This is a genomic window from Caballeronia sp. LjRoot34 (assembly GCF_964253815.1).
GTDB lineage: Bacteria > Pseudomonadota > Gammaproteobacteria > Burkholderiales > Burkholderiaceae > Caballeronia.
In genome coordinates this window covers 933,698-956,220 of sequence record NZ_CAXUSB020000001.1, presented here as the reverse complement: position 1 = coordinate 956,220, position 22,523 = coordinate 933,698, and the positions used below count along the sequence as shown (strand labels likewise).

The following is a 22,523-nucleotide window of genomic DNA, read 5'->3' as shown; positions in this document are numbered from 1 at the left end:
ATGGCGGGAAGTAATAAGGTTGTTACTCCCTGGCCGCACCAAGCGGTGCGCCGGGGCGGAAACAGGTTCCGCCACGAATCGCGACGGACGGAATCCACTAATGTGTCCTTCAGGCCCTACGCATCAAGGTTGGCTCGCAGCCTTGTGTGGCGTAGTTGAAGGCTCATTTGTTGAGGGTGCGCGCGAAGCTTCTGCCGGACTCTCGTCGCCTATCCCTATCGTTGACTCGGTGTGTGTAGAAAGCTTGTCGATAGCCTTGAGGCCGATCACTGCGAGACCAATAAGCAGGATCGTTACGACGTTGACCATCAGGTTTCCAAAGGCATCTTGGAGCCATCCACCAACGGTGCGCTTCTCTTCAAGTCGTTTCCGTAGCTCAGCAACTTCTTGTCCCATTGCCTTGATTTCCGAGCGTAGAGCGGCTTCCCGTACGTTGTTTTTTGCCTCGTCTTCCGCATCCGCCAGTTTGCTGGCAAGCCCAGCATTCAAAAATTCCGAAGCTAGGGCCGCTGCCTCTTTCTTGTATGCTTTAATCTGATCGTCGTTGGCGTTTTGTCGCTGAAAGGCAGCAATCTCTTCCGACGTCAGAGGGCGATTTTCAGCCGATTGAATTTCCGTGATGTATGTGACTTTGCGCTGTTTGTAGAGCGCATAAGCCAAGGCCCCGACAGTATCGTCAGGGCCTTGTACAAGTTTCTTATAAATTGGGTTTATCGGCATCGGCCGTTATAGGTCAGTTTCGACATGCTCTCTCGCAGTCTGGAAAGCCGTGACAATTTCCTTCACGGAAAAGTCTGAACGGCGCACAATCTCCGCAGCCTGGGAGGACAATTTCGATACCGGCCCTGAATTTCTGTGCATGACGGCGTCGTTGATTGCCAACACTTCGCCTACGGTAAATTTGTTGTCAGTAGCCATATTCCACTCCTGTGTGCATACACGCCTTCCATCAAATCTTAGACGGTCAACCCATGGTAGCACCGGCCTGAGCGCGAAAAATAAGGGAATACACGCAATGTGCGGGCACCTTAACATAAATCAATGTTGGGCATCGCAACGCTGATGCCCGCTCATTTCTGATAACGGCTAGATCGCGTCGAAGGTTTACCCCGGTAGTGCAATCAATTGCAAAAAATTAATAGGGTCATATATTTTGGCGGAGCCTGTCTCCGCCACTAATCGCCCTGCGACAAGGTAGAGCGGCACGCCTGACCGCTCTACCCGCCCAAGTCCCGCCATCTAGTCGAACTTCCCCTAAACCTGAGGAGAAGCGTTCGCTGCCCGCTGCGCCGGCCTCGGCAGAACCTTCCACTCCAAATCCAGACATGCGACCGCAAGTCTGATCAAAGTCCAGTAACGGACTTTGATTCTGTCGAAAAACGCACAAACAGTAGGAAATCCCCAATTACGCAACGTTGCGCAATTGGAAACCTCGGCTCAGCGTGCGGCTGCATCTGGCGCCAGTCCGCGCACACAGCAGATATCCGGCCGTCTCTTGCGGGAGATAGTTAGCCCAGTCAGCGCCATGTCCTTGGTGCCAAGCGCCTCGCTTATCCAAGTAGCCATCGATATCGATAAAAGCGTTCATTTATTCGCCTCCGTTAGATACGGAATATCCGCCACAAAGTACGTTGGCCGACTGGCCCGTACTCGATCCCAAAGCCCCCCAGATATAGCTAAAGCCTTGCGACAGATTCGGGAGTCTCTTGACCGACCCAGAAATGCCGAAAGTGGCGCTTGCACCACCGACCCCTTGGAGCCCTTGAATCATCGAATTAGTGATGTTGTCGATCGTGAGTAGGAACGTTCCGCTGTATTGGCCTCCCGAGGCTGATGTCACCGAAATGTTCGTGACTTGGAGCTCAAACATCGGAGAAAAGGCAGTGGGCGGGACCACTGTCGGCATTGAAACCGGAGTGTTAGTTGTAGCCGATCCGGAAGCTAATACCGCAACGGGACTCTGGTATGCAAACCAAGAGCCACGGGCATAGACTTGCGCGAAATTCGAGCTAGCGTTCCAGTAGATCGTGCCGATATATGCCCATGCGGTGTACCCGGTCGGGAGCGCAGGCCCCGCGGCTGGCGTCGCTGCTGAGATGGTCGTGCTTAGCGTATTCGTCGCCGGGTTGTAGATGAAATACAGATACAGCCACTGAGACGCAGTGAATGCAGCGGACTGATCTCGACCGTTTGCGACTGGGCCTGCCGTTGCTGCATTGACAGTGATCGTCGCAGTATTAACGACCACAGCAGTCGCGCCAGTCGTCGGATTGAGCACTGTCACGCTTGCCGCGCTCACGTTGTATTGGGTCAGCGGCGTGGTTGAGTTGTTTATGCCAATTAGGCCCGAGACACGAGCGCCGTTCGACCCAACAGCAAGCTTTAGATTTGCCAGCAGTGTCGCCGTCGTCCCGTCATCAATCGCGGTGCTGCCCGTCTGGTCAACGATGAACTGTGCGAGTACGGCCGCCATGATGCTTGACTGGCGCCAGACCTTATTCAACTGGTTCGCCACAGCGATGCCAGCGGAAAAGCCGCTTTGCGTGAGATCCGTATTCTCCGCATATGTTGCTTGGCTGATGACGTTTGCGTCGCTGCCGACCGCAAAAGGGATGAAGTCGTTTTCAATCGGCATTGACTGGCTCCTGCAACGGCTTATCAAAGCCGCCGGCTGAATCGTCGAGTGCGATCAGATCAAACGACTTTAAGATTACGTTGCGAACGACACCCACCCGATAGCGCTGCAGGCCAAAGATGTCTTGCGGCGCAGGGATCTCACCCTCGGCGGCGCGACGACGGATGGTTTGCGGGGAAACTCCGAGCAGAGCTGCTACGGTCGCGACATCGACAAACGCCGACTCAGGCATCTTGTCGAAGTGCTGGACGGTTGGATCGACGCCAGCCTCTGAAATTGCAGTGGTCATTGATACCTCTTAACGCAACCGACACGGGCTAAGTTGCTTCTGATGCGTCAAGTTGCTTCGAGATAACGTTTGGACTTAGCCTAAGAGCGATTTGAAAGGCGAGTCCTGATCTAACCGGTTAAGTCAGGATTGCTTATGGCGGGGTTTATGGTGGGTGCGTCTCGGATATTCTGCGGAGACGGTTTACTGGCTTGGTGAAAAGGCGGATGGGTGATCCGCCAAGCGATTATTGAGGGAAGTCGCGGCGCACGATCGGTGCGGCCGGCTCCTCGCGCATTTCACTCCACAATTCACCGAGGCATTTGTCCGAATTGCGGACGTGAAACCGTTTGCCACTTACGTCTTCGAGCCACAGGCGCACGAATTGTTTGGGTAATCCATCGGCCGGCCGCGTAACGGTGTTGTGTTTTTCCATTATGGTCGTATCAGGTGCGCTTGGAGGAAGGACAAAGTGGCCCTCGACCGTAATAAACCTCTCGCGCAGTTCTGATCCGTCTGCTGCGGTTCCTCCAATTCCTACGAGGTAAATGGTGTCGCGCCCGACGTTTCGATAAACCACTTTGAGGCGGGGATCGCCAATTCCGCGCAGTACTACACATGACGTTTCGAGCTTCGTTTGAATCCCCCTGTTGGCGAGAATAAGTGACACGATCACCGCGCCGCAGGTGCCGATTGCGGCGGCGATCTGCGCCCAATCAACGAGAGATGAAGGCCAAAAACCACACATAAATCGACCCATGTCCATTTGTCGAGCGCCTATCATATTCCCAAGTTGATAAGGGGTGCGCGTGAAACGCACCCCCCCTCAAACCGTCGAAACATGCTGGAAACAACGCCACTGGAAACAGGCCCAAACCGTGGTAACCATGCTGGTAACCACGCGACTGGTAACTACCGGAACCGCCGCAGCATCGCCCGCGCGTCTCGAAGTAGTTCGGCCAGATCCCGCCGCTTCTCGATCCATGCCGCGCCCCTCATGCCGTGCTTCAGGGCGTTCTGTGAGGCCGCGGCTTTGCCCTCGTCAGTCTGCGGTCCGGTCGATCGCTCCCACGGCTTCCAGCGTTTTATCTTCTCGGCCTGCGCCGATTTTTGTTCCGGCGTCCAGCGTCTGGTCATATTGCTCGTCCCTGTTATCGGTTAATAGTTCGTTCGTCGCGACTGACGTTTCCTTTTCTCCGTGCGCGTGAGCGGTCGCACCCTGCGTCACCGGCGCGTTGTTGACCTGCTGATTACCCGCCGCATTGTTCTGCTGTTTCACGAACGTGGCCGGCGCACGCGGGTTCTTCAACTCGCCTAACACGCGCAGGGTCTGAGTGCATTGCGCCTGGGCCTTCAGTGCCATGCGAAGCAGTACCTCGGCTTGAGGTAGACGATTCGCGATGTTCGCGCCGGCCAAATTGGCGCACTCGTTGTAAATCGAGTTAAGCGACATCGCCTGTGCAATTAGAAGTGCTTCGGGGATGGTCATATCACCTTCAACCACTTCCTTGCATATACCCCAGTATTCCTTGTGCATGGTCAGGATGTTAGCCGGACCGTTATCCTTCATGGAGTCCGGTATGAAGCTCATGGCCGTATGTGCAGCCATGAACGACGGGCGGGTCATCAAAATAGCGGTAATCTTCGAACTCTTGTGCTTGGCTTCCGGCTCTGCCAGTTCGGTCGCCCCATCTACCGGATCAATCGCTTCAGCCTGCGGTTCCTGCTTTTCCTGTGTCATCTGTTCTGCTCCTGCAAATATCAGGGTTATCAATGGCGGGAAGGATGGCGGGCGCCTGTTCTAGGTTGCCCGCAGACCAAGCGCCGCCGTGCGTTAATGCGGAAAACCGCTTCCGCCTAGTTAGCCGGATGACTTGACTGAATCGTTTTGATCCGGTGCCGTCACATCGACGGCAAGACATATCAAATCCACATACCACTCGTTCCCCCGCGTATCTCCGGAAAACTCCGCGACCATGACGCGATAGAAGCCCGCAGCAGTCGCGAGCGTTGCAGTCGGGACAGTTTTCGGGTTCAGACTAAGCCCCCACTGTTGCTGGGTGATCTGGTTGATGTCCGACTGCGCAATCTGGACGAGGCACCCGATCCGGATCAACGGATTTAGAAGCGCGCGCACCTTGACGCCATCCTGAGTTGCCTCGGGAATCCCAATAAGTCCCGTCGTTGAGGACAGCACTACAGCTTCACCCGGGCGATAGCCAGTGATTAGCACAACGACGATCTCGCCGTTCTGGATGCTCCAGCGATAACCGTATTTGTTCGCCCAATCGCGCAGATAGTCGCGAGGCATCCCAAAAATCACCTTGCCCCGAGAAAGTGCCTGCTTCAGCCCTGCCCCAGCGCCGACAATCAGGCCACTCGCATCCTGCGCAAAGTTGATGGGCGGCGCACCGTTGATTGAGGGCGCGTTGACGATGGCGCTGATGACTTGTTGCGGGGTATGACCTGCTGCAAGTGAAACGCTGATGCATGAGAAGTTGTACCAGTCGTCCCCGTCTGCAGCCCAGATGTCGAGGTAGTTGTCGACGTTACGCTCGCGCCCGGTGGCCGTCTGCTTAATCGTTCCCTGAAATATGATCCCGACCCTGCCGTTTTCATACCCAGCTTGCAGCGTGATCGTGCTGAACTCGGCGCGGCCGAAAGTCCCGATCTTCGCGACAGTCTGCGGCGCGAGGTTGTAGATGCGAACGTACATCGTGTCGGGCGCTTGCTCGTCGGCGTTTCGAGTATTGAACTTGAACCGCATCTGCGATAGGTCGAGCCCCACCGTGGCAGTCGAGACGATCAGAGATGCCTTTCGGCCGAATTGATTTGCCATGGCTAATTTCCATCCGACTTCAATACCCAGTCGGGTACTGGCTGCAATGTCGCATCACACCGAACCATGGCGACGCTCGATCCCGGCTGCTGCCGGCGCGTTTCTTCTGCAAAGTCCCATGCCATCCTTCGCGGGTAGATGCCTTGCACGACACCGTCGACCCAAACACACCACAGCCGGTCGTCCATGGCTATTCCTTCGGCGAGCTGTTGTAGATGGCCTTCAACCGCCGGCTCAGCATCTTCAATCCTGCATGGGGATCTCGCAGTGCAGCGTCACGCACATCGGCGGCCGTCACTTCCATCTCAGGCTTGCGCCGGACCTCGATGTGCTCGCCGTCGTCATGGACCTCGAACATCGATTTGTGCCAGCGGCCAACTGTGAGCGCCTTCAGACTGTCGGATCGCTCGTCGCTGCCATTCAGCGGATAGTTGTCAGGATAGCCAAGACGCTCGGTATTGTTGAACGAAACCGGCATGTCGTGGACGCCGGCTCGACCCATGAATTTTTCAGTCATTTCGTACTCCAAAAGTGTGAGGTTGTAAGTCACGATGTTGCCGAGGGCTCTCGCCCCCGGCCTCACCGGCTCGTCCCGCGTTGCGACGGCGTCCGAGCTGTCGAAGATTTTTATGCACATGGGATTCATCGACTAACCCACGCTGCGACGTACCTGCGGAGCATCCTGACCCGCCGTCGCAGAAATTGCGCCTCAGTTGGGTCAGGTTTGAAAAACGTAATCTGGGTCAGTGCGTAAAGCTTCAAAGCGAGTGCGCCAGGTCGCTGCATTGTCTCGATGGATATTTGCAGGAACGTGCGAATCGCCCTTCGGAGATAAGGCATCGATGGCGCGTGGCGAGAGTACGCGCACTTTCTGGCTAGGTACGAAGCCGGACGAGATCGTAACGATTGCCCGGAGCTGTTCGCGGAGTTCACCAGCGCGCCGTTCTGCCTCGATAATGCCGTCAGCAATCGCCTCGCTCTCAGCACTCAAGACGCGGGCCGCCGTCATCGTCACGGCGATATCGGCTGCTTTGTAGGCCGCGGTGGACTCCGACAGATCTCGCTCAATCTCAGCGTATGCAGCCGCGGTCGCCGAATATTGACGTTCGGCCTCGATCAACTGCGAACCGGTTTGGGACTGAATGGGCGCCGCGCCATCCACGCCAGCACGGAAATTTTCAACTAAGCGGCGGCCATGCTGCGCGATCTCGGATTGGTTTCGAGCCTGCAGCACCGCCAATTCGCTTTCAACGGTCGCCAGATACTCCCCGGCACGCGCCAAGGTCTCAGTGGCCTGCTGTTGCGCCATCTCGGCAGCGCGCCGCGATTCGATTGCTGCCTTCAGCTCAATTCGTTCGTTCATTTGCTCTTTGCTCCAATGGAGGGTTTATGGCGGGTGTCCGAGGTCGTGCTCTGTGACTCCCTTGACGGATTAGGGCAAGCAGCGGAGAAGGCGTCCGCTGCCTTCGTCGCCTTGCGAGCTTTCACTTGAGCCCGGCGGACAGATGCGCGAACTCGCTTGATCTGCTCGATGTCAGATTGAATTGGCGCGCTCATGCTTTCCCCCTTGCCGTAATTGCCCGTGTAGATGGCATATCTAGAGGGTCACCGTCTGGCGGTGTAGAGAGAAGCCATAAAATGGGCTCTATTGCACCGTCTCCCGGTGTAGTGGGAAGGGTCTCTACACCGTCTCCCGGTGCAATAGGGCGCTCGTCTACACCGCCTGGCGGAGTAAGGGCTGTGTTTTCAGATAGGCGCTTCGTACAAAGCCGGCCGCCGTTCCCGGGTCGTACCCGTCCAGCTTGTCCAGGCTCAACCATGTCAGCCCGTACCAGCTCGCCTTGTGCGGTCTGTGACCCTTCACCGTCTCGTGAATCAGGCCAGCGTTCAGTAATTCCTGTTTTGCCCGTTGGATCGTGTCGTACGAGGTCCAGCCGCGTGGCTTCAAATGCGCCAGCGTGACGATCATTCGCCCGTTGTCGTCTCCGTGGAACTGACGTGCTATCTCCAAGAGCAGCGCCTTCGCTGGATGCGACAGCGAAAGATACGCGGCGCTGTCCAGCACCATCCATGGAATTGGCACAAAGCCGCCCGCATCCCGACTGGATGCGCCATGACGCTTTGACTTTTTCATACATGTGCGACCTCCAAATCTTCGAAGAGGTCGCGCGTGGCCGGCTCACCATAAAGCGAATAGAGCGCGACGCCGCGATGCATGAAGCCATCGCTATCAATGGCCGTCACGGGGCTGCTATCGATCAGGTAGCCATCCATGACGATCAACTCACGAACCCGCTGGGCAGGGTGTGAGATGCCGTGGGCGCGAAGGCTATAGGTTGTCTGCGGCGAGGCGCGCAGGTATTCAAGAACGCGTTTCCGCTGGGCGGCGCTGCTCATGTCTTGCAACCGAGCGGGCTTCTGCTTAGAATCTTTCTTGGTGGTCTTTTTCGGGGTCGCACTCTTGCCGGAGTCGCGGCCCTTGTTGTTTCTGGTGGTCATATACGCGGCTCCTCAAGCTGCCGCGCGCAAGTCGCGCACAAGCCAACGAGTGCAGCCGCCATTCTTCTGAGGCGCAGGCAGAATGCCTTTTCGGACGTGGCGCCAAGCGGTTGGGATAGAGATTCCGCGGACCGCCGCTACAACTTTGACGTCGACTAGCGCGCTTCCGGGTAGTTCGTCAAAGTGGCGAACCGTAGAACTGCCGAGTGCTTCGTCGACCGATTTCTTGGACATGATGTCGCTCCAAAGATCGCCACGCTTTGTCGTGGCTCACCTGAGTTCATGCAAACTCATTAAGGAGCGGTACTAAGAACCGACCCCGAGACTTCCGGTTACTTCGGGATCAGGATTTTTTTGCGACCGTGTACCAACTTTCGAGCGTCTTATAAGGCACCACCTTGCTGGCAGCCTCTTTCGCCTTTTGCGGATCGGTTTCCGTCCTTGGCTCAAGGATTCCGCAAGAAACTTTGTAGGAGTCCGACTCTTCCAGAAACTCGAATTCAAGTCCTTCCCAAGCATCTTTCTTGCCGGCGGCGAGAAACTGCAAGCACGTCATGTCCCTCGCGATTCCGGCACGCATTGCTGCGATCACCACATCTCTGTGCGTCAGCTTTCGGTTCTTGACGGGTTTTCCCTGTCGGTTCTTTCTCTGTCGGGCGCTTTCCTTTGCCGCCTTTTTAATCAGTGCAGATTCCAAACTTGCAACGCCCTTCACGCTTCCCCATCTTTTGATTTCATCATTCATGTCATCGATGGTATCGGCGACCAGCGACGGCTTATTCAGCAGGGGGCCTACTTGCTTTTGAATATCTGCCCAGAAATCCTTGTTGCGCTTGTTGATGTCCGCAAACGATGGCTTCTTTACCATTGCGCCCTTCCGCAAACCCCTTATTGAGGAACCGCGCCGACAGGGTAAGGGAGCCCTGCATTCGCCCCGTCGGGCTAGGCGCGGTTGTTCGGTCATGCTTGTTTGTGCAGCGGGATCACCGTCCCTTTAGGCATTGGCGCTGCTATGAAGCGGGCCCAGTCATCCATCATGCGCCGGCGCTTTTCTAAGATGTCGCTGCGCCAGTATGCTGCCTCTGTTGCATCGCCCTTCACGTGTGCGAGCGCGACCTCGGCCAGCTCGCGCGGATAGTTCGTTATCTCCCCGGCCCAGTCGCGGAACGTGCTACGGAATCCGTGAGGCACGGCGTCAACGCCCATCCGTCGGACGATCATGAGCAACGTCATGTCAGACAGCACCTTGCCGCGCGGGCTCGGAAACATCAGTCCGTCATCTTCGGTCTGCGGCATCTTCTCGATCAAAGCAAATGCGGCTTCCGAAAGCGGCACGCGGTGTTCCTTCTTGGCCTTCATGCGCTCGCCCGGGACGCGCCAGACCTTTGTTTCCCGATCAATTTCGCTGAAACGGGCGCCGCGCACCTCTCCCGAGCGACCTACTGTCAGGATCGCGAACTCTAGGCAACGAGCACCGACGGCATCAATCTTCCGGAGGTTCTGCATGAACTCGCCAATTTCCGAGAACGGAAGCGCCGGATGGTTACGGACCTTCTGAACCTTTGATGGCTTCGAAAGCAGGTTCTCTAGATTGCCACGCCAGGTGGCCGGATTCTCGCCCGACCGATAGGCCTTCACCTTGCACCAATTAAGAATTGCCTCGATGCGGCCGCGAAGACGCGACGCGGTTTCATTTTTTGTTAGCCAGATCGGATCTAACACTTGCATCACATGGTCACGGCCGATGTGGCGCACGAAGAGACGCCCGATAAACGGATAGGCGTAGGTTTCCAGCGTGTTACGCCACTGATCGCCGTGCTTCGGATTTTTCCATTCGGACGATTTGGCATCCATGAATTTTTTAGCCGCGGTCTCGAAAGTCATCTCCAGATCCTGGCTTGCTTTGAGGCGACTTGCAGCTTCACGGCGCTCAAGGATAGGGTCGACGCCCTTTCGGATTTTGTCGCGCTCTAGCTGAGCTTTTAAGCGCGCATCAGCGAGGGAGATTGCCGGGAAAGCACCGAGCCCGATCTCGCGCCGGCGGTCGCCCACCTTAACGCGCAAAATCCACGAACGCGATTTAGCGCCGGTTACCTGCAGGTATAGCCCGGCCACCTTGCCGACAGGGTGCATACCCTCCGCCGTGAGGCGCGACACCGCCAGTGGACCTAGTTCTTTCGCTACCTTTGGCATTTTCTCGCGCCCTGAGTTAACCCATCATCGTACCCGCCAAACATGCTGCGATTAGATGATATTGGTTGACTCAGATTAACGCAACAACTACCCGCAACTCCTTTGTATATAAGGCTTCTACTGAAACGTCATGACACTGCATGATATTGATAAATGGCGGACACCGCTTCCGCCAAAAACAGCGATTCAGACAGCGTCATGAAATCCCGAAAAGCCTTTTCTCATAAGGCTTCCGGCGAATCTAAGGTCTCTAGTATCCGTAAATCTCGCTCTTGCTTAAACCGACGCGCTCCGTGAGCGCGCGCATGCGAATGATTTTCGCGGTGTGCGACGAGGTGTTTTGCAGTGCGGGTATTTATGCTCCTACCTTATGAGACCGTGCGAGGCGGCACGGGATAGGGGCCATTATTTGACGTTTCGGCGTACGAGAAACCAAGCGCAGAGACGGATGCAAACTTCGCTATCTAGGCATCCAACGCTATATGGGCTTCAGCGCCTAAATAGAGCCGTATTTAAGTTCTTCTTTGCGTGGTCTTGCGATTTGCGATAGGGGCAACGCGAGATAGCCGCCATCGCGGAGCGACAAAGCAACTTTCAGGTTGTTGGCAATGGTTTTCTTCTGATCCCCGCCCAGATTTTTGCGAAGAACCTCCGCTATCTCGGCCTACAACGCTCCTGCTTCAATCGCATCCAAGATGCGCAGATAGCGAAGGAAGAAAGGTACCTTGGCTTCTGGCCTATCAGTGTGATCTTCCACTCGACCAGCTTCTATGCGCCGAGCGCGTTCTTCCAGCACCTTTTCGAATTGTCCTCTCGACACACTCACTGGTAGGCGAAGATCGAAAATCGGAAGCGCATAGTTAGGATCTCGGATTTTTTCGGTTCGACTGCCAGAAAAGTAGATGCGGCGCCCAGACCGGCTTGACGGACCGATTTTAGCGCACAGCTTGCAACGACTCCCGGAGTGCTGCTCATGAGCGGTCGTTAACCGACGATTTTGACGTTTCTGGCTCTGGGGCCTTTCGCCGCCTCGACGAGATCAAATTCAAGTAGAAGCCCCGTGACCACGGCCGCGTCCGAGGCCCCATCAAACTCTTGATAGTTTACGAATACCTCTTTGCCTTTCTCCACTGTGATGAATCCAAACCCCTTCACAGGGTCATAGACTTTAAGCCGTCCCGTTACTCTCATTTAAGTCCTTCAAAGTTTTCGTGGGCCGTACCGCGTTCAATACCCGTTGAAGCTGCTTGGCTAACTTGGGATTGCTATTTTTCATCACGGCCACACAATATTGAAACCTGTAAAACTTCCTAATATATCCGAGTTTAGATCTATTAACCGAGCGCCGACTAAATGCCACTATAATTTTTCGCAGCTTAATGCACTGATCGAGATCATAGATAGGAGGGATGCTTCTCAGAATTCTACGCAGCCTAATTCCCTCCGTGTGCTTCAGTCTATGCAACACCGCGACTCTTCCGGAAAGACTTGCGAATTCCTCATGATATTCCGGCTCATTTGTCGCGCCCGGTCGAAGCGCTTTTTTGCTTAATGCGACAACTTTCGCCGAAATCTCATCTCGAGTTGACTTTGCTATTCTGGGAACTCCTCGATTCAGCCAGAGACCCGTTATCGTCATAAGTTCGTGAGGATTGCTTCTTGTATAAATTTTGTATTTCTTTTCATGCCGCCGAAAACCGTAGCTACTTAGTAAGTTCACAACGTCAGTAGTAATGCGAGTGACGACACTTGGATCAAGCGGCTTATCTGAGCTAAGCGTAATGTCGTCGATTAAACGTGTGTAGCGAATGTTCCGTGCTTTCAGCTTCGCGACTAACCTATATTCCTTATCGAACATTATAAAGTTTGATAAGTAAGTGCTTGTCGGCGCTCCCTGCGGTACGCTACCGTTAAGAGTCGTTAGCTTCGCAAGAAGAGTGGCTACGTCGGGCTTGAAATTAAACAATAGGCGAAACGCAGTTTCAACCAAATTTTCGCTGATTGATGGGAAAAAATTTTCAACGTCGATCGCTACAGCGATGTGGGCGCGGGCATGATGAGTTGCATTAGACAGGAAATCCCTCGGATCAGATGCTTTTATTCCACCGTGCAGATAAGGGGGAAATTCCAAGTGCGAAAATATCCGGGAGATTATTTTCTTCTGAATTCTTTTAAGCTCATCGATAGGATCACATAGGGTCCGTAGTTTTTTCCCAACCTGTTTTTGGAAGACGAGATAGAACTGACTTGAGTCAGCTGCAATCTTCTCAAGGCGGGACTGACTTACGTCCAAAGTAGTGGCTAACGCAGAAATCGAGCCAATAGGCGAACTGTTGTAGTAGATCTTATCGTAGCTAGCCATGGCGCCATTAAAGCAGAAAAAGTTGTGGGGATTGCTAGCTGACAAATTTCATAACAACATGAAACATGCAACTTGCGATAAAGATGATCAAGCGGGAATGATCCCGCCAGAAGTCTTTAATGTTGCCGGCGCCGGCGGGTTTGCGGCTATTAACAGTCTCCCGACGGTCAATAACTGGGTTCATGACAACTACAGTAATTACGTTACAGATTTTTTTGGTCATACATGCCTCATTTAGGTTCGGTCTGCAGTTAATCTGCAGCACCCGCCTACCCCGAACGAGCCACTAAGAGGGCAAATAACCTTGCGCCGACAACTCCCCACACTTTCACGCCTAACTGGGGTACACCCCAAGGAGGCTCCGATCCGCACTCCACCAGCGTTCCGTTTCCAAAAACGCCAGCAGAGGCTTCCCGGTCGTGATTACACGTTAAATGTAATCGCCCATCTGCGAAGACGAGCGTGGATCCCTCTAGACCTACGTAATACTGTTAAACCCAACCCTCAGGCATCCACCTGATTCGGGAATTCTAACCTATCGGTTCTTCTAAGGGAATGTTTTTCCGACGCTCCGAAGAGGTCGGTGCGTGGGGCGATCATTTGCGCGCTAGCTTCCCCGAGCGGTACCTTTGCATGCACGAAGCCTATCGGTGTATATCACCGGTTGCGACGCACCTAGCGCAGTAACTCTCAACCGTTTGCCTCCAATCTCTCTTCAGCAAACATTCGTTTTGGAGACAAATTGGAGACACTGAAAGGTTCCTCTGCTAAAGGTTTTAGAAGTAGTCATCAGTTGTCTCCATGTCTCCAGAGTTTTCAGCATCGCCCGCAATAGCTCTGCGGATCTTCTGCCCGTTTTCCACAGGAGTCGAAGGACCCAAATTTTCAGGTACTTCCCCCGGTACTTTTTTAAGTTGACACCTTCGGGACACCGCTTCCGCCAGAACAGCACTCCGCCTTGTCTGCAACCCTCTGCTTCAACTCCCCGCCTCCATACCAAGCCATTCACACCGCCAGTTCGTCCGGCGAGTGAGTCTTGAGCCAATCGGCCAGAACCACGTCGATTCGCGTCTGCCATCCTTCACCGGACGCGCGAAACGCCTCCACGACTTGCGGCGAAAGTCGAAGCGATAGCGGAATCTTCGTTGGCGCTTTCTGAGGACCGCGAACGCCCGTCTTCGCTCGCAATGATGCGGGTAACGCAGCGCCACCGCGCTTGAACGTCTTGACGTCCGCGGCAGTCAGTTCGCGAACTTCGCCGCTCTCGTCAATCATGGGCTTACGTGCTGGCATAGTGATTCACCTCTCTCGAATTAGCTTTGCGAAAACTGATCACGCGAATTCCATCATGGGTTTCAGCGAAACAGAGAACATGCAAGCGTTCGTCGAGATATCCCAAAGCGACGTACCGCACTTCGCTATAAACACGCCGATCATCGGAACCGATCAACGCTGTCTCGAAATTGAATTCAGCAGCCCGTTCGAACGATAAACCCCGTTCAGCGATGTTGCGGGCGCTCTTATTCACATCGAAGGAGACTTGCATGGATCAAATTGTATATACAAAATTTGTTCCCGGCCAGTCTTTTTGTATATACAAAGATCAGAGCGAGGCGCATCACACCGGCAGTTCGTCCGGCGAGTGGGTCTTCAGCCAGTCGGCGAGCGCAGCGTTCAGGCGCGATTGCCAACGCGGTCCGGTCGCGCGAAACGCTTCGAGTACTTCGTTGTCCAGGCGGACAGTGGTCGGTGTCTTCGTGCTGCCTAGAGGACGCCCCCGCCGAACCACCTTCCCCCCATCGCGTAACTCCGCGCCAGCGATCCATTCATTGGTGATTTCGGGCGCATCGTCGGGATCAACCCAAGTGCGGGGTGAGTCTTTTAGCTTCGCGGTCATTTGCTTTCCTCATGCTTATGATGCGCGGGGTGTCCAAACCAACACGACAATCCGGCCATGCAACCAGCCCGCAGTCGTGAATCGTTGTTCCCCGTAATCGGAGCGCAAGTCTGGTTGCGTCAGCGTCAAGCCCGCAAAAACCTCGGCAGCAAGCTCAAAGTCCAGTCCGCGTTCACTAAAGGTTTTGTCGCGCTTCGCGCTGTCGTAGATAATTCCCATCCAATTATTGTACTAACATCAACTCAAAAGCAATGTCATTTTTTGTTGGTACGAAAATTGGCTTTAGCTCGATAAAAAACCCCGCGTCGTCACCGATGCGGGGCTAGCGTACCCAACACACCGCCAAACCTCACCCCACGTCCGGCTCGCCTTCCCCCTGCTTCTTCCCGGGCTTATCGCTCGGAGCCTGCTTACGGTCGTCATCGGCGCGATCCGGCATCTTGCTTGCCTCGTTATCGCTATGCTCGGCGGGCTTCGGCTTTTTCACGTCAGTGGAATCGCTGCTCATGGCTTTCTCCTTGCGCATCAAAATGCAGTGGACGTGCAAAATGGGGCAGCAAGACCCGGACCACCCGCGTATTGTTAAGCATGAGTGCAACGAATTCGTGGAGCTTCGCCAGCCATGACCTCCCGTTTGAAAACCGCGCGTATCGCGCTCACCACGGCAGTCGCGGCAGCCATCGCCGCCTGCACGATCACCCCGCCGCCCAGCGCGCTTGAACCCAAACCCGCCGCCGCCGTAAGCGGCGCGACGCTTGACCAGTACAAGGTGCGCGTCGCGCAACACATCTTCGATCGCAATCCGTCGCTGGTGCTCAAAGGCACACCACAAGCCATGCTGCGCTCGCTCGTCGTGGTCGCGTTCACCGTGGACCGCAACGGCCGCGTGATCCGGTCATCGGTCTATCGGACCAATGGCGACGACGAAGCCGAAGCCACTGCCCTCACATCGCTGCGACGCGCATCGCCATTGCCCACGCCGCCCGCGCGTCTGCTCGACGGCAACGGCCAGCTCGATTTGTTCGAAGACTGGCTCTTCAACGACAACGGCCAATTCCAGCTACGCAGCGTCCATTCACCGCAGGCAACGACCATCGATTGAGCGGAACCGAGCGGAACTATTGGTGCATTCATCAATACGGTTTCCTTGCCGGTCATGGCGCACGGTCGTTATAATTTTCGATACCCCACGCCGGCCATGCCGGCAAAGCCGTCGTCGCCGCCCATCCAGCGCTTGATCGACGCGCCTGACCGGTCGACTCCGCGACACACTGCGCGCAGTCCAACGCCGTTCGTTTTCATCGCCGTACATACATCGCATCGAGCGCCCGGCGCCCGTTGCACGCTGCGCATTCAATACAAAGCGTCCCGACGCGCGCCCCCGTTCCCGGGCGCGACACGAAGGGCGAACCGGAGACACCATGTCATCAGCCTCACCCTCGGGCTCCTTACCCGCATCGCCCGCAAGCGACGCGAAAATGAGCAGTTCCCGCGTGATCTTCGCGAGTTTTATCGGCACGGCGATCGAGTTCTACGATTTCTATGTCTACGCGACCGCCGCCGCGCTGGTTATCGGCCCGGTCTTTTTCCCGCATAGCTCGCCCGCCGCGCAAGCGTTGTCGGCGTTCGTCACGTTCGGTATTGCGTTCATCGCGCGGCCGATCGGCTCGTTCATCTTCGGCCATTTCGGCGACCGCATCGGGCGGAAATCAACGCTCGTCGCCTCGCTGCTCGTGATGGGCGTGTCGACCACGCTGATCGGCTTCGTTCCGGGCTATGCGTCCATCGGCGGCCTGGCGCCGGTGCTGCTGTGCATCCTGCGCTTCGGCCAGGGCATCGGGCTTGGCGGCGAATGGGGCGGTGCAGCGCTCCTCGCCACCGAATACGCGCCGCAAAACAAGCGCGGCTGGTTCGGCATGTTCCCGCAACTCGGGCCGTCGGTGGGTTTCCTGGCATCGAATGGATTGTTCTTTGGACTGGCGCTCTCGCTCACCGACGAACAATTCCGTAGCTGGGGCTGGCGCGTGCCGTTCATCGTCAGCTCGGTGCTGGTGGCGCTCGGACTTTATGTGCGCCTGAAAATCGCGGAAACGCCGGCGTTCCGCGAGGCGATCGAGAAAAAGGAACGCGTGCGCGTGCCTATCGCGACGCTGTTCAGCCAATACCTGAAACCCACGCTGCTCGGCGCGATCGCGATGATCGTCTGCTACACGCTGTTCTACATCTCGACGGTTTTCTCGCTCTCGTACGGCGTCTCGACGCTGCATTTCACGCGCGAGAAATTCCTCGGTTTGCTGTGTTTCGCGGTGCTTTTCATGGCTATCGCGACGCCGATTTCCGCATTAGCCAGCGATAAATTCGGCCGCCGGCCAGTGCTGATTGTGGGTTGTATCGCGGCGATCCTGTCGGGCTTCACCATGGCCCCGCTGCTCGGCAGCGGCAACACCTTCGCGGTCGCGCTGTTCCTCACCATCGAACTGTTCCTGATGGGCGTGACCTTTGCTCCGATGGGCGCGCTGCTGCCCGAGTTGTTCCCGACCAACGTGCGTTATACCGGCGCGGGTGTCGCGTATAACGTGGGCGGGATCCTGGGGGCGTCGGTGGCGCCGTACATTGCGCAATTGCTGGCGAATCGGGGCGGGTTGGCGTGGGTCGGCGGGTATGTGTCGGTCGCGGCGGCGATCAGCCTGCTCGGCGTGCTGTGCATGCGGGAAACGCGGGACATCAAGCTTTCGTAGCGCGTTTTGCGTGCCGGCAAGGTTTCACGAACTTGCCGTCACGCGTTTGTTCACGCCCCCTCTTTCATCTGTCACGCCGGTTCGAGGCGTGCGCCGGAACCGGCGGACGTTTCGGCAGCCGCGCCCGCTGCGCCTCCTTACGGTCACGCCAGAGCGCCGCGAGCCAGATCAGGCTACCGATCGCGGTGGCGTCACCGGTCAGCCCCGCGATCCACTGGTATTGTCCAAGCGACACGAGCCGCAAGGCCGTGTCGATGACCAGCGACATGCACGCGCCCGCGATAAAACACACCAGCCCCTGCTTGCCAATGTTCACCACGCTCGGCAAGCTCTTCGCCAGCGCCTTGATCCATCCGGCGTGCACCGCCTGAGCGAACAGCCACGCGATGACGACAAAACTCACTATGCGCAAGCTCGCCAGGTTCTGCTTCATATATCCCGGAGGCGCCTGCGTCTCCAGGAACAGCTTCGCGAACGCAAACGTCAGGAACACGACAACGGCCGCACGGGTCATCCAGCGCGCGGTTTTCGAATCGTGGAATTCGGCGGGGATCGGCTGCACGCGCGCCAGGATACCGAGCGCGAACATCAGTTGCCACGCGAACGGGTTGAAGGACCACCCTTCCGCGTAAGCCGACGGTAGCCATTGCGCGAGCGATGATGCAAAAAGCCATACGCCGAGACTGCCAAACAGCACGACAACCGGCTTACGTTCGGCCAACGGCACCACGAATGGCACGACGAGCGCGAACATGGCGTACATAGGCAATACAGCCGATAAATACGGCTGGTGCCGCAACGTAGCGATATCAAACGTCAGCCCCAGCGGCCGGGCCAGGAACGACGGCCATTCGGTGATCTGGAGCATGGGGGTATCGATGCGCAGCCACATGAGCAGCGCGCCGCCCAACAGCATCATCACAGCCGTGAAAAGGTACGCGCGATAAATCTCCCAACTGCGCTTCAGGAAGCGGCGGCAGGCGGCCCCGTGACTCCGGTTCGCGGCCAGCGTTGTATAAGCGGCTGCCGATGCATATCCGCCCAGAAACACGAAAACCTCTGCGGAATCGCAGAACGCGTAGCTATGGAGTGTAAATGTGGATAAGACGCTTCCCGAAATGTGATCGACGGCAATCACCAGCAGCACGACTCCCCTGAAGAAATCCACTTCGAGAGAACGGCGATTTGGGGGATTCATAAAGCAGCTCCGTGGATAAGGCTCGCCCTGCACGGGAAAACATCAGTTCGGGTTAGTACGGACAGCGCCCGGAAAATTCCCATCAGATCATTGGATAAATACAACGACCGGGCCTTCGCTTATTTTTGTGCAACTTGCGTACCGGCACGTCCTGTCTATACTCAACTCAGACTGAACATTCGTGAGGCCAGCGTCATGCGCATTCATCTTCAAAGTGCTGATGTGGTTGCGATAATCGCTATTGCGCTATTCACCGCACTCATGCTGGCCGTGCGTTTCCGGACGACGAGCTGGCGCGGAATCGTGTTGCAGGCGCTGATTGCAAATGCCGGCGCCATTGCCGCCGTAGTCGCTTTCGAAGTAATGACCACCTGATCTTTAGTAAGCACTCCACGTCCCGTCTAATACAGTAATCGATAAAACTTTCAATCGCCCTGGGCCATCGTTGAAACGTTTGCGTGCCATTCAAAAGCCCGAATAATACCTTACTTATTCATTACATTCCTCTCTCCACTCTCGCCACCCCGACGAGAGTGTTTTGGGGCGCCGGCTCATAGCTGCGCCCCGTTTTCTTTTCGCAAGTACTTTCGCAAGTACGTTGCCGGGCACCAATCGGCTGGATTATTGAGACAGATCGGTATAATCACCGCTTTGCCGACAGCCGGTCGCATGGCTCACTGCATATGATTCGCGCGTTACGCTCTCTGCCCCGATTTACTCTTCGGCGCGCACGCAGCCTCTGGTATCGCTATGGCATTTTCTGGGTTGGCGCGATTGCGGTCGGGCTCGTCGCGGTGCTGTACGCGAAGCTCATCGACTGGGGCTATAACGCGTTTCGTACCGTTCAGCACGACCATGTCTGGTTGCCGCTGATTCTCACGCCGGCGGTGGCCGCGTTATCCGTCTGGCTCACGCGGAAGTTCTTTCGCGGCTCGGAAGGCAGCGGCATTCCACAAGTCATCGCCGTATTGCATAGTCCGCCCGGACTGGGGACACGGCTGCTGTCGCCGGCCATCCTGATCGCCAAGATGGGGATCTCGTTTATCGCGATCCTGGGAGGCTTCACCATCGGCCGCGAAGGTCCGACGGTGCAGGTCGGTGCGGCGTTGATGTACAACCTGCGGCGACTGTTTCCGCGCTCGAACGCCCGCATTGAACGGCAACTCGTGCTGGCGGGCGCGGCGGCGGGGTTATCGGCGGCGTTCAACACCCCGCTTGCCGGCATTGTGTTCGCGATCGAAGAACTGACGCGCAGCTTCGAAGCGCGTACGAGCGGCGTGCTGATCACGGGCATCATCCTCGCGGGTATCGTCGCGCTCGGCCTGAACGGCAATTACACCTATTTCGGCACCATCGACGTCAGCGCGCATTTCCCCGGCTTGCTGGCGGTCGCCGTGGTACTCACGGCCGTCGTGACGGGCATCGCGGGCGGCCTGTTTTGCTGGTTGCTGCTCAATACGTCCAAATGGATTCCAGCACGTCTGCGCGAGATGCACGCGACCCGCCCGGTTGTGTTCGCCACGCTCTGCGGGCTGATTATCGCCGTGATCGGGCTCGTGTCGGGCGGCACGACCTTCGGCAGCGGTTACGCCGAGGCGCGCGGCCTGCTGGAAGGCCACGAGCAGCTTTCGCCACTGTATCCGCTGCTCAAGATGATCTCGATGATCGGCTCGTATCTGCCCGGCATTCCGGGCGGCATCTTTGCGCCGTCGTTATCGATTGGCGCCGGCTTCGGCAACGTGCTCCATATGGTCTTCAGCCATATGCAGCTGTCGATGCTGATTGCGCTCGGCATGGTAGGTTATCTGGCGGCCGTCACGCAGTCGCCGATCATGTCGTTCGTGATCGTGATGGAGATGATCAACGGCCATGCGCTGGTGATTTCGCTCATGGCAACGGCCCTGATTGCGAGCCGGGTGTCGCGCTTCTTCTCACCGCCGCTTTACGAAGCGTTGGCTCAGCGCTACATGACCCCGCTACCTTTGCCCGTGCCCCGGGCATCGCCCGAAGTGCCTGAAACGCCCGTCGAGGACCAAGAGCCAGTCACCAAATAGCGCTCGGGCAAACTTAATAAACGTAGATGCGTGGCACCGGATGATAAGCATACGGATGCGCCGGCACGACAATACAGCCACCCAGCAAGGTTGCGAGCAAGCCGATAATCAACAGTTTGGTTTTCATGTGGAACTCCGGTAACGGGTTCATTGGATGTGGGCGGCGCTTAACAGGCCGCCCGTGCGGCTAACGAGGTATCGGAGGGCGTCAAGCCCAGTGTCCGGGCATCCAGCGCCATGCACCGCCGCGTGCGATCCAGTGTCCCGGCACCCAGTGGTACCCCACGCGCTCGACTTGCCAATGCCCCTGATTCCACACGTACCGGCCGTGTTCCCAGCGCCAGTGGCCGTTGTCCCACACATAACCCACCCGCGCCGGCGGAACGGATTCCACACGCACGGGCGGCGGCGCATTCGGCGCCACGATAATCACTTCAGCCGACGCACTTCCAGCGACCGCCGCGACGCCGGCCAGAACAATAGCCGCCTGGGCAATGAACAAACGTATTTTCATGATCGGCCTCTTTGAGTTGGTCGCCTTGTATCGGCGATACACACTCAATGCGCGAGGCCACGGTTTAGCCGACAGCGCCCGTGTAACGACGATGGCTAAACTGCAACGGAATATTGATGTAAGTCGCTTATGCGACTTGAAGGTGCAGGCGCACTTGTGAAAAGGCCGGAATCCAGTGATTCCGGCCTTTGGATGCTGCACGCCAAGGAAATATTTCAGCGCTGGTTCAAACCGTCATCCACCTTCAAACCGATGGAATCTCGATCTTCACTTCGAGTACTTCGAGATCGTCCTGACGTTCGAGGCTAACCCGGATATCGTCGCTCGAAATCTTTACGTACTTGGAAATCACGGCAACGAGTTCTCGTTGCAACGCCGGCAGATAATCGGCGGGCGCGTGTCCGCCCGCTCGCTCGTGCGCGATGATCAACTGCAAGCGTTCCTTCGCGACCGAAGCGGACTTCTTTTTCTCGCCCAGCAAAAACGAAAGAATCGACATTGCGTCCCCTTACTTGTTGCCGAAGATACGTTGCAACAGACCTGGCTTCTGATAGTCGGTGAAGCGCAGGGACTTTTCTTCGCCGAGAAAGCGCGAAACGATGTCCTTGTAGGCTTCAGCTACGTCAGTGCCATCGAGGTGCACGGCCGGCAGACCCTGATTCGATGCATGCAGCACGGCTTCCGATTCTGGAATCACGCCGATCAGTTCGATCCGCAGGATTTCCTGGATGTCGGTCAGCGACAGCATCTCGCCTTCGCTCACGCGCTTCGGGTTGTAGCGCGTGATCAGCAGATGCTCCTTGATCGGCTCTTTCCCTTCAATCGCGCGCTTTGTCTTCGACGAAAGAATCCCGAGAATGCGGTCCGAGTCACGTACGGACGACACTTCCGGGTTCGTCACGATCAACGCTTCATCGGCGAAATGCATGGCGAGCAACGCGCCCGATTCAATCCCCGCCGGCGAGTCGCAGACGATGTATTCGAAGTCCATCGCGATCAGGTCGTTGATGATTTTCTCGACGCCGTCTTGCGTCAGCGCGTCTTTATCGCGGGTCTGCGAGGCTGGCAGGATGTACAGGTTCTCGCACTTCTTGTCCTTGATCAGCGCCTGGTTGAGGTTCGCTTCGCCCTGGATCACGTTGATGAGGTCGTACACCACGCGGCGTTCGCAGCCCATGATGAGATCGAGATTGCGCAGGCCGACATCGAAGTCGATAACAGCCGTTTTATGCCCGCGCAACGCGAGGGCCGATGCGAAGCTCGCGCTGGTGGTCGTCTTGCCGACGCCGCCCTTGCCCGAAGTCACCACAATGATTTTTGCCATTC

At 56.6% G+C, this 22,523-nt stretch carries 30 protein-coding genes; 5 read left to right on the top strand and 25 right to left on the bottom strand.

Features of this window, described 5'->3' with window-relative positions:
• Positions 1-123: 123 nt before the first annotated feature.
• The 15 genes from ACSQ36_RS04185 to ACSQ36_RS04115 form a co-directional block, all read right to left on the bottom strand.
• Positions 124-720, bottom strand: coding sequence for a hypothetical protein (locus tag ACSQ36_RS04185; protein WP_436181008.1), 597 nt, complete (start codon positions 718-720; stop codon positions 124-126).
• Positions 721-726: 6 nt separating this feature from the next.
• On the bottom strand, positions 727-918 hold the full coding sequence (locus tag ACSQ36_RS04180; protein ID WP_436181007.1) for a hypothetical protein: 192 nt from the start codon (positions 916-918) through the stop codon (positions 727-729).
• A 670-nt stretch (positions 919-1,588) separates the two neighbouring features.
• Complete coding sequence (locus tag ACSQ36_RS04175; protein WP_436181006.1) at positions 1,589-2,635, bottom strand: hypothetical protein; 1,047 nt, start codon at positions 2,633-2,635, stop codon at positions 1,589-1,591.
• Positions 2,625-2,924 (bottom strand): helix-turn-helix transcriptional regulator, encoded by a 300-nt coding sequence (locus ACSQ36_RS04170; protein ID WP_436181005.1) that lies wholly within the window; start codon positions 2,922-2,924, stop codon positions 2,625-2,627. The genes ACSQ36_RS04175 and ACSQ36_RS04170 overlap by 11 nt, the downstream gene beginning before the upstream one ends.
• 226 nt (positions 2,925-3,150) lie before the next feature.
• Positions 3,151-3,669 (bottom strand): hypothetical protein, encoded by a 519-nt coding sequence (locus ACSQ36_RS04165; RefSeq protein WP_436181004.1) that lies wholly within the window; start codon positions 3,667-3,669, stop codon positions 3,151-3,153.
• A gap of 276 nt (positions 3,670-3,945) precedes the next feature.
• Complete coding sequence (locus tag ACSQ36_RS04160) at positions 3,946-4,644, bottom strand: hypothetical protein (RefSeq protein WP_436181003.1); 699 nt, start codon at positions 4,642-4,644, stop codon at positions 3,946-3,948.
• 120 nt (positions 4,645-4,764) lie between these two features.
• The gene (locus tag ACSQ36_RS04155) at positions 4,765-5,742 is read right to left on the bottom strand and encodes a phage protein (RefSeq protein ID WP_436181002.1); all 978 of its coding nucleotides are present in this window, start codon (positions 5,740-5,742) and stop codon (positions 4,765-4,767) included.
• A gap of 190 nt (positions 5,743-5,932) precedes the next feature.
• A complete protein-coding gene (locus ACSQ36_RS04150) occupies positions 5,933-6,259 on the bottom strand; it encodes a hypothetical protein (RefSeq protein WP_436181001.1) in 327 nt (108 codons plus the stop codon).
• A gap of 201 nt (positions 6,260-6,460) precedes the next feature.
• Positions 6,461-7,105, bottom strand: a complete 645-nt coding sequence (locus tag ACSQ36_RS04145) for a hypothetical protein (RefSeq protein ID WP_436181000.1) — start codon at positions 7,103-7,105, stop codon at positions 6,461-6,463.
• 351 nt (positions 7,106-7,456) lie between these two features.
• A complete protein-coding gene (locus ACSQ36_RS04140; protein ID WP_436180999.1) occupies positions 7,457-7,876 on the bottom strand; it encodes a hypothetical protein in 420 nt (139 codons plus the stop codon).
• On the bottom strand, positions 7,873-8,241 hold the full coding sequence (locus tag ACSQ36_RS04135; protein ID WP_436180998.1) for a helix-turn-helix domain-containing protein: 369 nt from the start codon (positions 8,239-8,241) through the stop codon (positions 7,873-7,875). The genes ACSQ36_RS04140 and ACSQ36_RS04135 overlap by 4 nt, the downstream gene beginning before the upstream one ends.
• A gap of 343 nt (positions 8,242-8,584) precedes the next feature.
• Entirely contained in the window at positions 8,585-9,109 is a 525-nt protein-coding gene (locus ACSQ36_RS04130) for a hypothetical protein (protein ID WP_436180997.1), read from the bottom strand.
• A gap of 92 nt (positions 9,110-9,201) precedes the next feature.
• Positions 9,202-10,434, bottom strand: a complete 1,233-nt coding sequence (locus ACSQ36_RS04125) for a tyrosine-type recombinase/integrase (protein ID WP_436180996.1) — start codon at positions 10,432-10,434, stop codon at positions 9,202-9,204.
• A 984-nt stretch (positions 10,435-11,418) separates the two neighbouring features.
• Positions 11,419-11,625 carry a cold shock domain-containing protein gene (locus ACSQ36_RS04120; RefSeq protein ID WP_436180995.1) on the bottom strand — a complete coding sequence of 69 codons (207 nt, stop codon included), beginning with the start codon at positions 11,623-11,625 and terminating at the stop codon, positions 11,419-11,421.
• Positions 11,603-12,796 (bottom strand): reverse transcriptase family protein, encoded by a 1,194-nt coding sequence (locus ACSQ36_RS04115; RefSeq protein ID WP_436180994.1) that lies wholly within the window; start codon positions 12,794-12,796, stop codon positions 11,603-11,605. The genes ACSQ36_RS04120 and ACSQ36_RS04115 overlap by 23 nt, the downstream gene beginning before the upstream one ends.
• Here ACSQ36_RS04115 and ACSQ36_RS04110 point away from each other — a divergent pair.
• Entirely contained in the window at positions 12,795-13,034 is a 240-nt protein-coding gene (locus tag ACSQ36_RS04110; RefSeq protein ID WP_436180993.1) for a hypothetical protein, read from the top strand. The genes ACSQ36_RS04115 and ACSQ36_RS04110 overlap by 2 nt on opposite strands.
• Before the next feature lie 767 nt (positions 13,035-13,801).
• Here the strand turns inward: ACSQ36_RS04110 and ACSQ36_RS04105 are convergent.
• The 5 genes from ACSQ36_RS04105 to ACSQ36_RS04085 form a co-directional block, all read right to left on the bottom strand.
• Entirely contained in the window at positions 13,802-14,089 is a 288-nt protein-coding gene (locus ACSQ36_RS04105) for a BrnA antitoxin family protein (RefSeq protein ID WP_158936422.1), read from the bottom strand.
• A complete protein-coding gene (locus tag ACSQ36_RS04100) occupies positions 14,076-14,342 on the bottom strand; it encodes a BrnT family toxin (protein WP_436180992.1) in 267 nt (88 codons plus the stop codon). The genes ACSQ36_RS04105 and ACSQ36_RS04100 overlap by 14 nt, the downstream gene beginning before the upstream one ends.
• Before the next feature lie 72 nt (positions 14,343-14,414).
• Positions 14,415-14,693, bottom strand: coding sequence for a BrnA antitoxin family protein (locus tag ACSQ36_RS04095; RefSeq protein ID WP_436180991.1), 279 nt, complete (start codon positions 14,691-14,693; stop codon positions 14,415-14,417).
• Positions 14,694-14,708: 15 nt separating this feature from the next.
• Positions 14,709-14,912 (bottom strand): BrnT family toxin, encoded by a 204-nt coding sequence (locus ACSQ36_RS04090; RefSeq protein ID WP_436180990.1) that lies wholly within the window; start codon positions 14,910-14,912, stop codon positions 14,709-14,711.
• 130 nt (positions 14,913-15,042) lie between these two features.
• Positions 15,043-15,201, bottom strand: a complete 159-nt coding sequence (locus ACSQ36_RS04085) for a hypothetical protein (RefSeq protein WP_213762520.1) — start codon at positions 15,199-15,201, stop codon at positions 15,043-15,045.
• Positions 15,202-15,315: 114 nt separating this feature from the next.
• Between ACSQ36_RS04085 and ACSQ36_RS04080 the strand changes: the two genes are divergently transcribed.
• On the top strand, positions 15,316-15,795 hold the full coding sequence (locus tag ACSQ36_RS04080; protein WP_436180989.1) for an energy transducer TonB family protein: 480 nt from the start codon (positions 15,316-15,318) through the stop codon (positions 15,793-15,795).
• Positions 15,796-15,863: 68 nt separating this feature from the next.
• Here the strand turns inward: ACSQ36_RS04080 and ACSQ36_RS04075 are convergent, their stop codons facing one another.
• A complete protein-coding gene (locus tag ACSQ36_RS04075; protein ID WP_436180988.1) occupies positions 15,864-15,995 on the bottom strand; it encodes a hypothetical protein in 132 nt (43 codons plus the stop codon).
• Positions 15,996-16,114: 119 nt separating this feature from the next.
• Here ACSQ36_RS04075 and ACSQ36_RS04070 point away from each other — a divergent pair, with 119 nt between their 5' ends.
• A complete protein-coding gene (locus ACSQ36_RS04070) occupies positions 16,115-17,431 on the top strand; it encodes an MFS transporter (protein WP_436180987.1) in 1,317 nt (438 codons plus the stop codon).
• 64 nt (positions 17,432-17,495) lie between these two features.
• On the opposite strand, the gene ACSQ36_RS04065 is transcribed toward ACSQ36_RS04070, so the two are convergent.
• Positions 17,496-18,629, bottom strand: coding sequence for an OpgC domain-containing protein (locus ACSQ36_RS04065; protein ID WP_436180986.1), 1,134 nt, complete (start codon positions 18,627-18,629; stop codon positions 17,496-17,498).
• Between the two features lie 90 nt (positions 18,630-18,719).
• On the opposite strand from ACSQ36_RS04065, the gene ACSQ36_RS04060 reads away from it, so the two are divergent.
• Both ACSQ36_RS04060 and ACSQ36_RS04055 read left to right on the top strand, forming a co-directional pair.
• Complete coding sequence (locus ACSQ36_RS04060; RefSeq protein WP_436180985.1) at positions 18,720-19,004, top strand: hypothetical protein; 285 nt, start codon at positions 18,720-18,722, stop codon at positions 19,002-19,004.
• A gap of 308 nt (positions 19,005-19,312) precedes the next feature.
• Positions 19,313-20,683, top strand: a complete 1,371-nt coding sequence (locus tag ACSQ36_RS04055; RefSeq protein ID WP_436180984.1) for a chloride channel protein — start codon at positions 19,313-19,315, stop codon at positions 20,681-20,683.
• Positions 20,684-20,891: 208 nt separating this feature from the next.
• Here the strand turns inward: ACSQ36_RS04055 and ACSQ36_RS04050 are convergent, their stop codons facing one another.
• The 3 genes from ACSQ36_RS04050 to minD all read right to left on the bottom strand — a co-directional run bounded on the left by ACSQ36_RS04050 (position 20,892) and on the right by minD (position 22,521).
• Positions 20,892-21,197 (bottom strand): YXWGXW repeat-containing protein, encoded by a 306-nt coding sequence (locus tag ACSQ36_RS04050; protein WP_436180983.1) that lies wholly within the window; start codon positions 21,195-21,197, stop codon positions 20,892-20,894.
• A 244-nt stretch (positions 21,198-21,441) separates the two neighbouring features.
• A complete protein-coding gene (minE, locus tag ACSQ36_RS04045) occupies positions 21,442-21,696 on the bottom strand; it encodes a cell division topological specificity factor MinE (protein ID WP_031359136.1) in 255 nt (84 codons plus the stop codon).
• A 9-nt stretch (positions 21,697-21,705) separates the two neighbouring features.
• Positions 21,706-22,521, bottom strand: a complete 816-nt coding sequence (gene minD / locus ACSQ36_RS04040; protein ID WP_213762514.1) for a septum site-determining protein MinD — start codon at positions 22,519-22,521, stop codon at positions 21,706-21,708.
• Between the last annotated feature and the right edge of the window lie 2 nt (positions 22,522-22,523).

What these genes read in the sequence shown, in the direction of transcription:
- minD (WP_213762514.1), bottom strand. Translation starts at nt 22,521, where the DNA reads ATGGCAAAAATCATTGTGGTGACTTCGGGCAAGGGCGGCGTCGGCAAG.
- ACSQ36_RS04120 (WP_436180995.1), bottom strand. Translation starts at nt 11,625, where the DNA reads ATGAGAGTAACGGGACGGCTTAAAGTCTATGACCCTGTGAAGGGGTTT.
- ACSQ36_RS04065 (WP_436180986.1), bottom strand. Translation starts at nt 18,629, where the DNA reads ATGAATCCCCCAAATCGCCGTTCTCTCGAAGTGGATTTCTTCAGGGGA.
- ACSQ36_RS04055 (WP_436180984.1), top strand. Translation starts at nt 19,313, where the DNA reads ATGATTCGCGCGTTACGCTCTCTGCCCCGATTTACTCTTCGGCGCGCA.
- ACSQ36_RS04180 (WP_436181007.1), bottom strand. Translation starts at nt 918, where the DNA reads ATGGCTACTGACAACAAATTTACCGTAGGCGAAGTGTTGGCAATCAAC.
- ACSQ36_RS04175 (WP_436181006.1), bottom strand. Translation starts at nt 2,635, where the DNA reads ATGCCGATTGAAAACGACTTCATCCCTTTTGCGGTCGGCAGCGACGCA.
- ACSQ36_RS04115 (WP_436180994.1), bottom strand. Translation starts at nt 12,796, where the DNA reads ATGGCTAGCTACGATAAGATCTACTACAACAGTTCGCCTATTGGCTCG.
- ACSQ36_RS04145 (WP_436181000.1), bottom strand. Translation starts at nt 7,105, where the DNA reads ATGAACGAACGAATTGAGCTGAAGGCAGCAATCGAATCGCGGCGCGCT.
- ACSQ36_RS04095 (WP_436180991.1), bottom strand. Translation starts at nt 14,693, where the DNA reads ATGACCGCGAAGCTAAAAGACTCACCCCGCACTTGGGTTGATCCCGAC.
- ACSQ36_RS04080 (WP_436180989.1), top strand. Translation starts at nt 15,316, where the DNA reads ATGACCTCCCGTTTGAAAACCGCGCGTATCGCGCTCACCACGGCAGTC.
- ACSQ36_RS04140 (WP_436180999.1), bottom strand. Translation starts at nt 7,876, where the DNA reads ATGAAAAAGTCAAAGCGTCATGGCGCATCCAGTCGGGATGCGGGCGGC.
- ACSQ36_RS04125 (WP_436180996.1), bottom strand. Translation starts at nt 10,434, where the DNA reads ATGCCAAAGGTAGCGAAAGAACTAGGTCCACTGGCGGTGTCGCGCCTC.
- ACSQ36_RS04105 (WP_158936422.1), bottom strand. Translation starts at nt 14,089, where the DNA reads ATGCCAGCACGTAAGCCCATGATTGACGAGAGCGGCGAAGTTCGCGAA.
- ACSQ36_RS04050 (WP_436180983.1), bottom strand. Translation starts at nt 21,197, where the DNA reads ATGAAAATACGTTTGTTCATTGCCCAGGCGGCTATTGTTCTGGCCGGC.
- ACSQ36_RS04085 (WP_213762520.1), bottom strand. Translation starts at nt 15,201, where the DNA reads ATGAGCAGCGATTCCACTGACGTGAAAAAGCCGAAGCCCGCCGAGCAT.
- ACSQ36_RS04075 (WP_436180988.1), bottom strand. Translation starts at nt 15,995, where the DNA reads ATGAAAACGAACGGCGTTGGACTGCGCGCAGTGTGTCGCGGAGTCGAC.
- ACSQ36_RS04110 (WP_436180993.1), top strand. Translation starts at nt 12,795, where the DNA reads ATGGCGCCATTAAAGCAGAAAAAGTTGTGGGGATTGCTAGCTGACAAA.
- ACSQ36_RS04135 (WP_436180998.1), bottom strand. Translation starts at nt 8,241, where the DNA reads ATGACCACCAGAAACAACAAGGGCCGCGACTCCGGCAAGAGTGCGACC.
- ACSQ36_RS04150 (WP_436181001.1), bottom strand. Translation starts at nt 6,259, where the DNA reads ATGACTGAAAAATTCATGGGTCGAGCCGGCGTCCACGACATGCCGGTT.
- minE (WP_031359136.1), bottom strand. Translation starts at nt 21,696, where the DNA reads ATGTCGATTCTTTCGTTTTTGCTGGGCGAGAAAAAGAAGTCCGCTTCG.
- ACSQ36_RS04155 (WP_436181002.1), bottom strand. Translation starts at nt 5,742, where the DNA reads ATGGCAAATCAATTCGGCCGAAAGGCATCTCTGATCGTCTCGACTGCC.
- ACSQ36_RS04100 (WP_436180992.1), bottom strand. Translation starts at nt 14,342, where the DNA reads ATGCAAGTCTCCTTCGATGTGAATAAGAGCGCCCGCAACATCGCTGAA.
- ACSQ36_RS04070 (WP_436180987.1), top strand. Translation starts at nt 16,115, where the DNA reads ATGTCATCAGCCTCACCCTCGGGCTCCTTACCCGCATCGCCCGCAAGC.
- ACSQ36_RS04090 (WP_436180990.1), bottom strand. Translation starts at nt 14,912, where the DNA reads ATGGGAATTATCTACGACAGCGCGAAGCGCGACAAAACCTTTAGTGAA.
- ACSQ36_RS04185 (WP_436181008.1), bottom strand. Translation starts at nt 720, where the DNA reads ATGCCGATAAACCCAATTTATAAGAAACTTGTACAAGGCCCTGACGAT.
- ACSQ36_RS04160 (WP_436181003.1), bottom strand. Translation starts at nt 4,644, where the DNA reads ATGACACAGGAAAAGCAGGAACCGCAGGCTGAAGCGATTGATCCGGTA.
- ACSQ36_RS04130 (WP_436180997.1), bottom strand. Translation starts at nt 9,109, where the DNA reads ATGGTAAAGAAGCCATCGTTTGCGGACATCAACAAGCGCAACAAGGAT.
- ACSQ36_RS04170 (WP_436181005.1), bottom strand. Translation starts at nt 2,924, where the DNA reads ATGACCACTGCAATTTCAGAGGCTGGCGTCGATCCAACCGTCCAGCAC.
- ACSQ36_RS04165 (WP_436181004.1), bottom strand. Translation starts at nt 3,669, where the DNA reads ATGGACATGGGTCGATTTATGTGTGGTTTTTGGCCTTCATCTCTCGTT.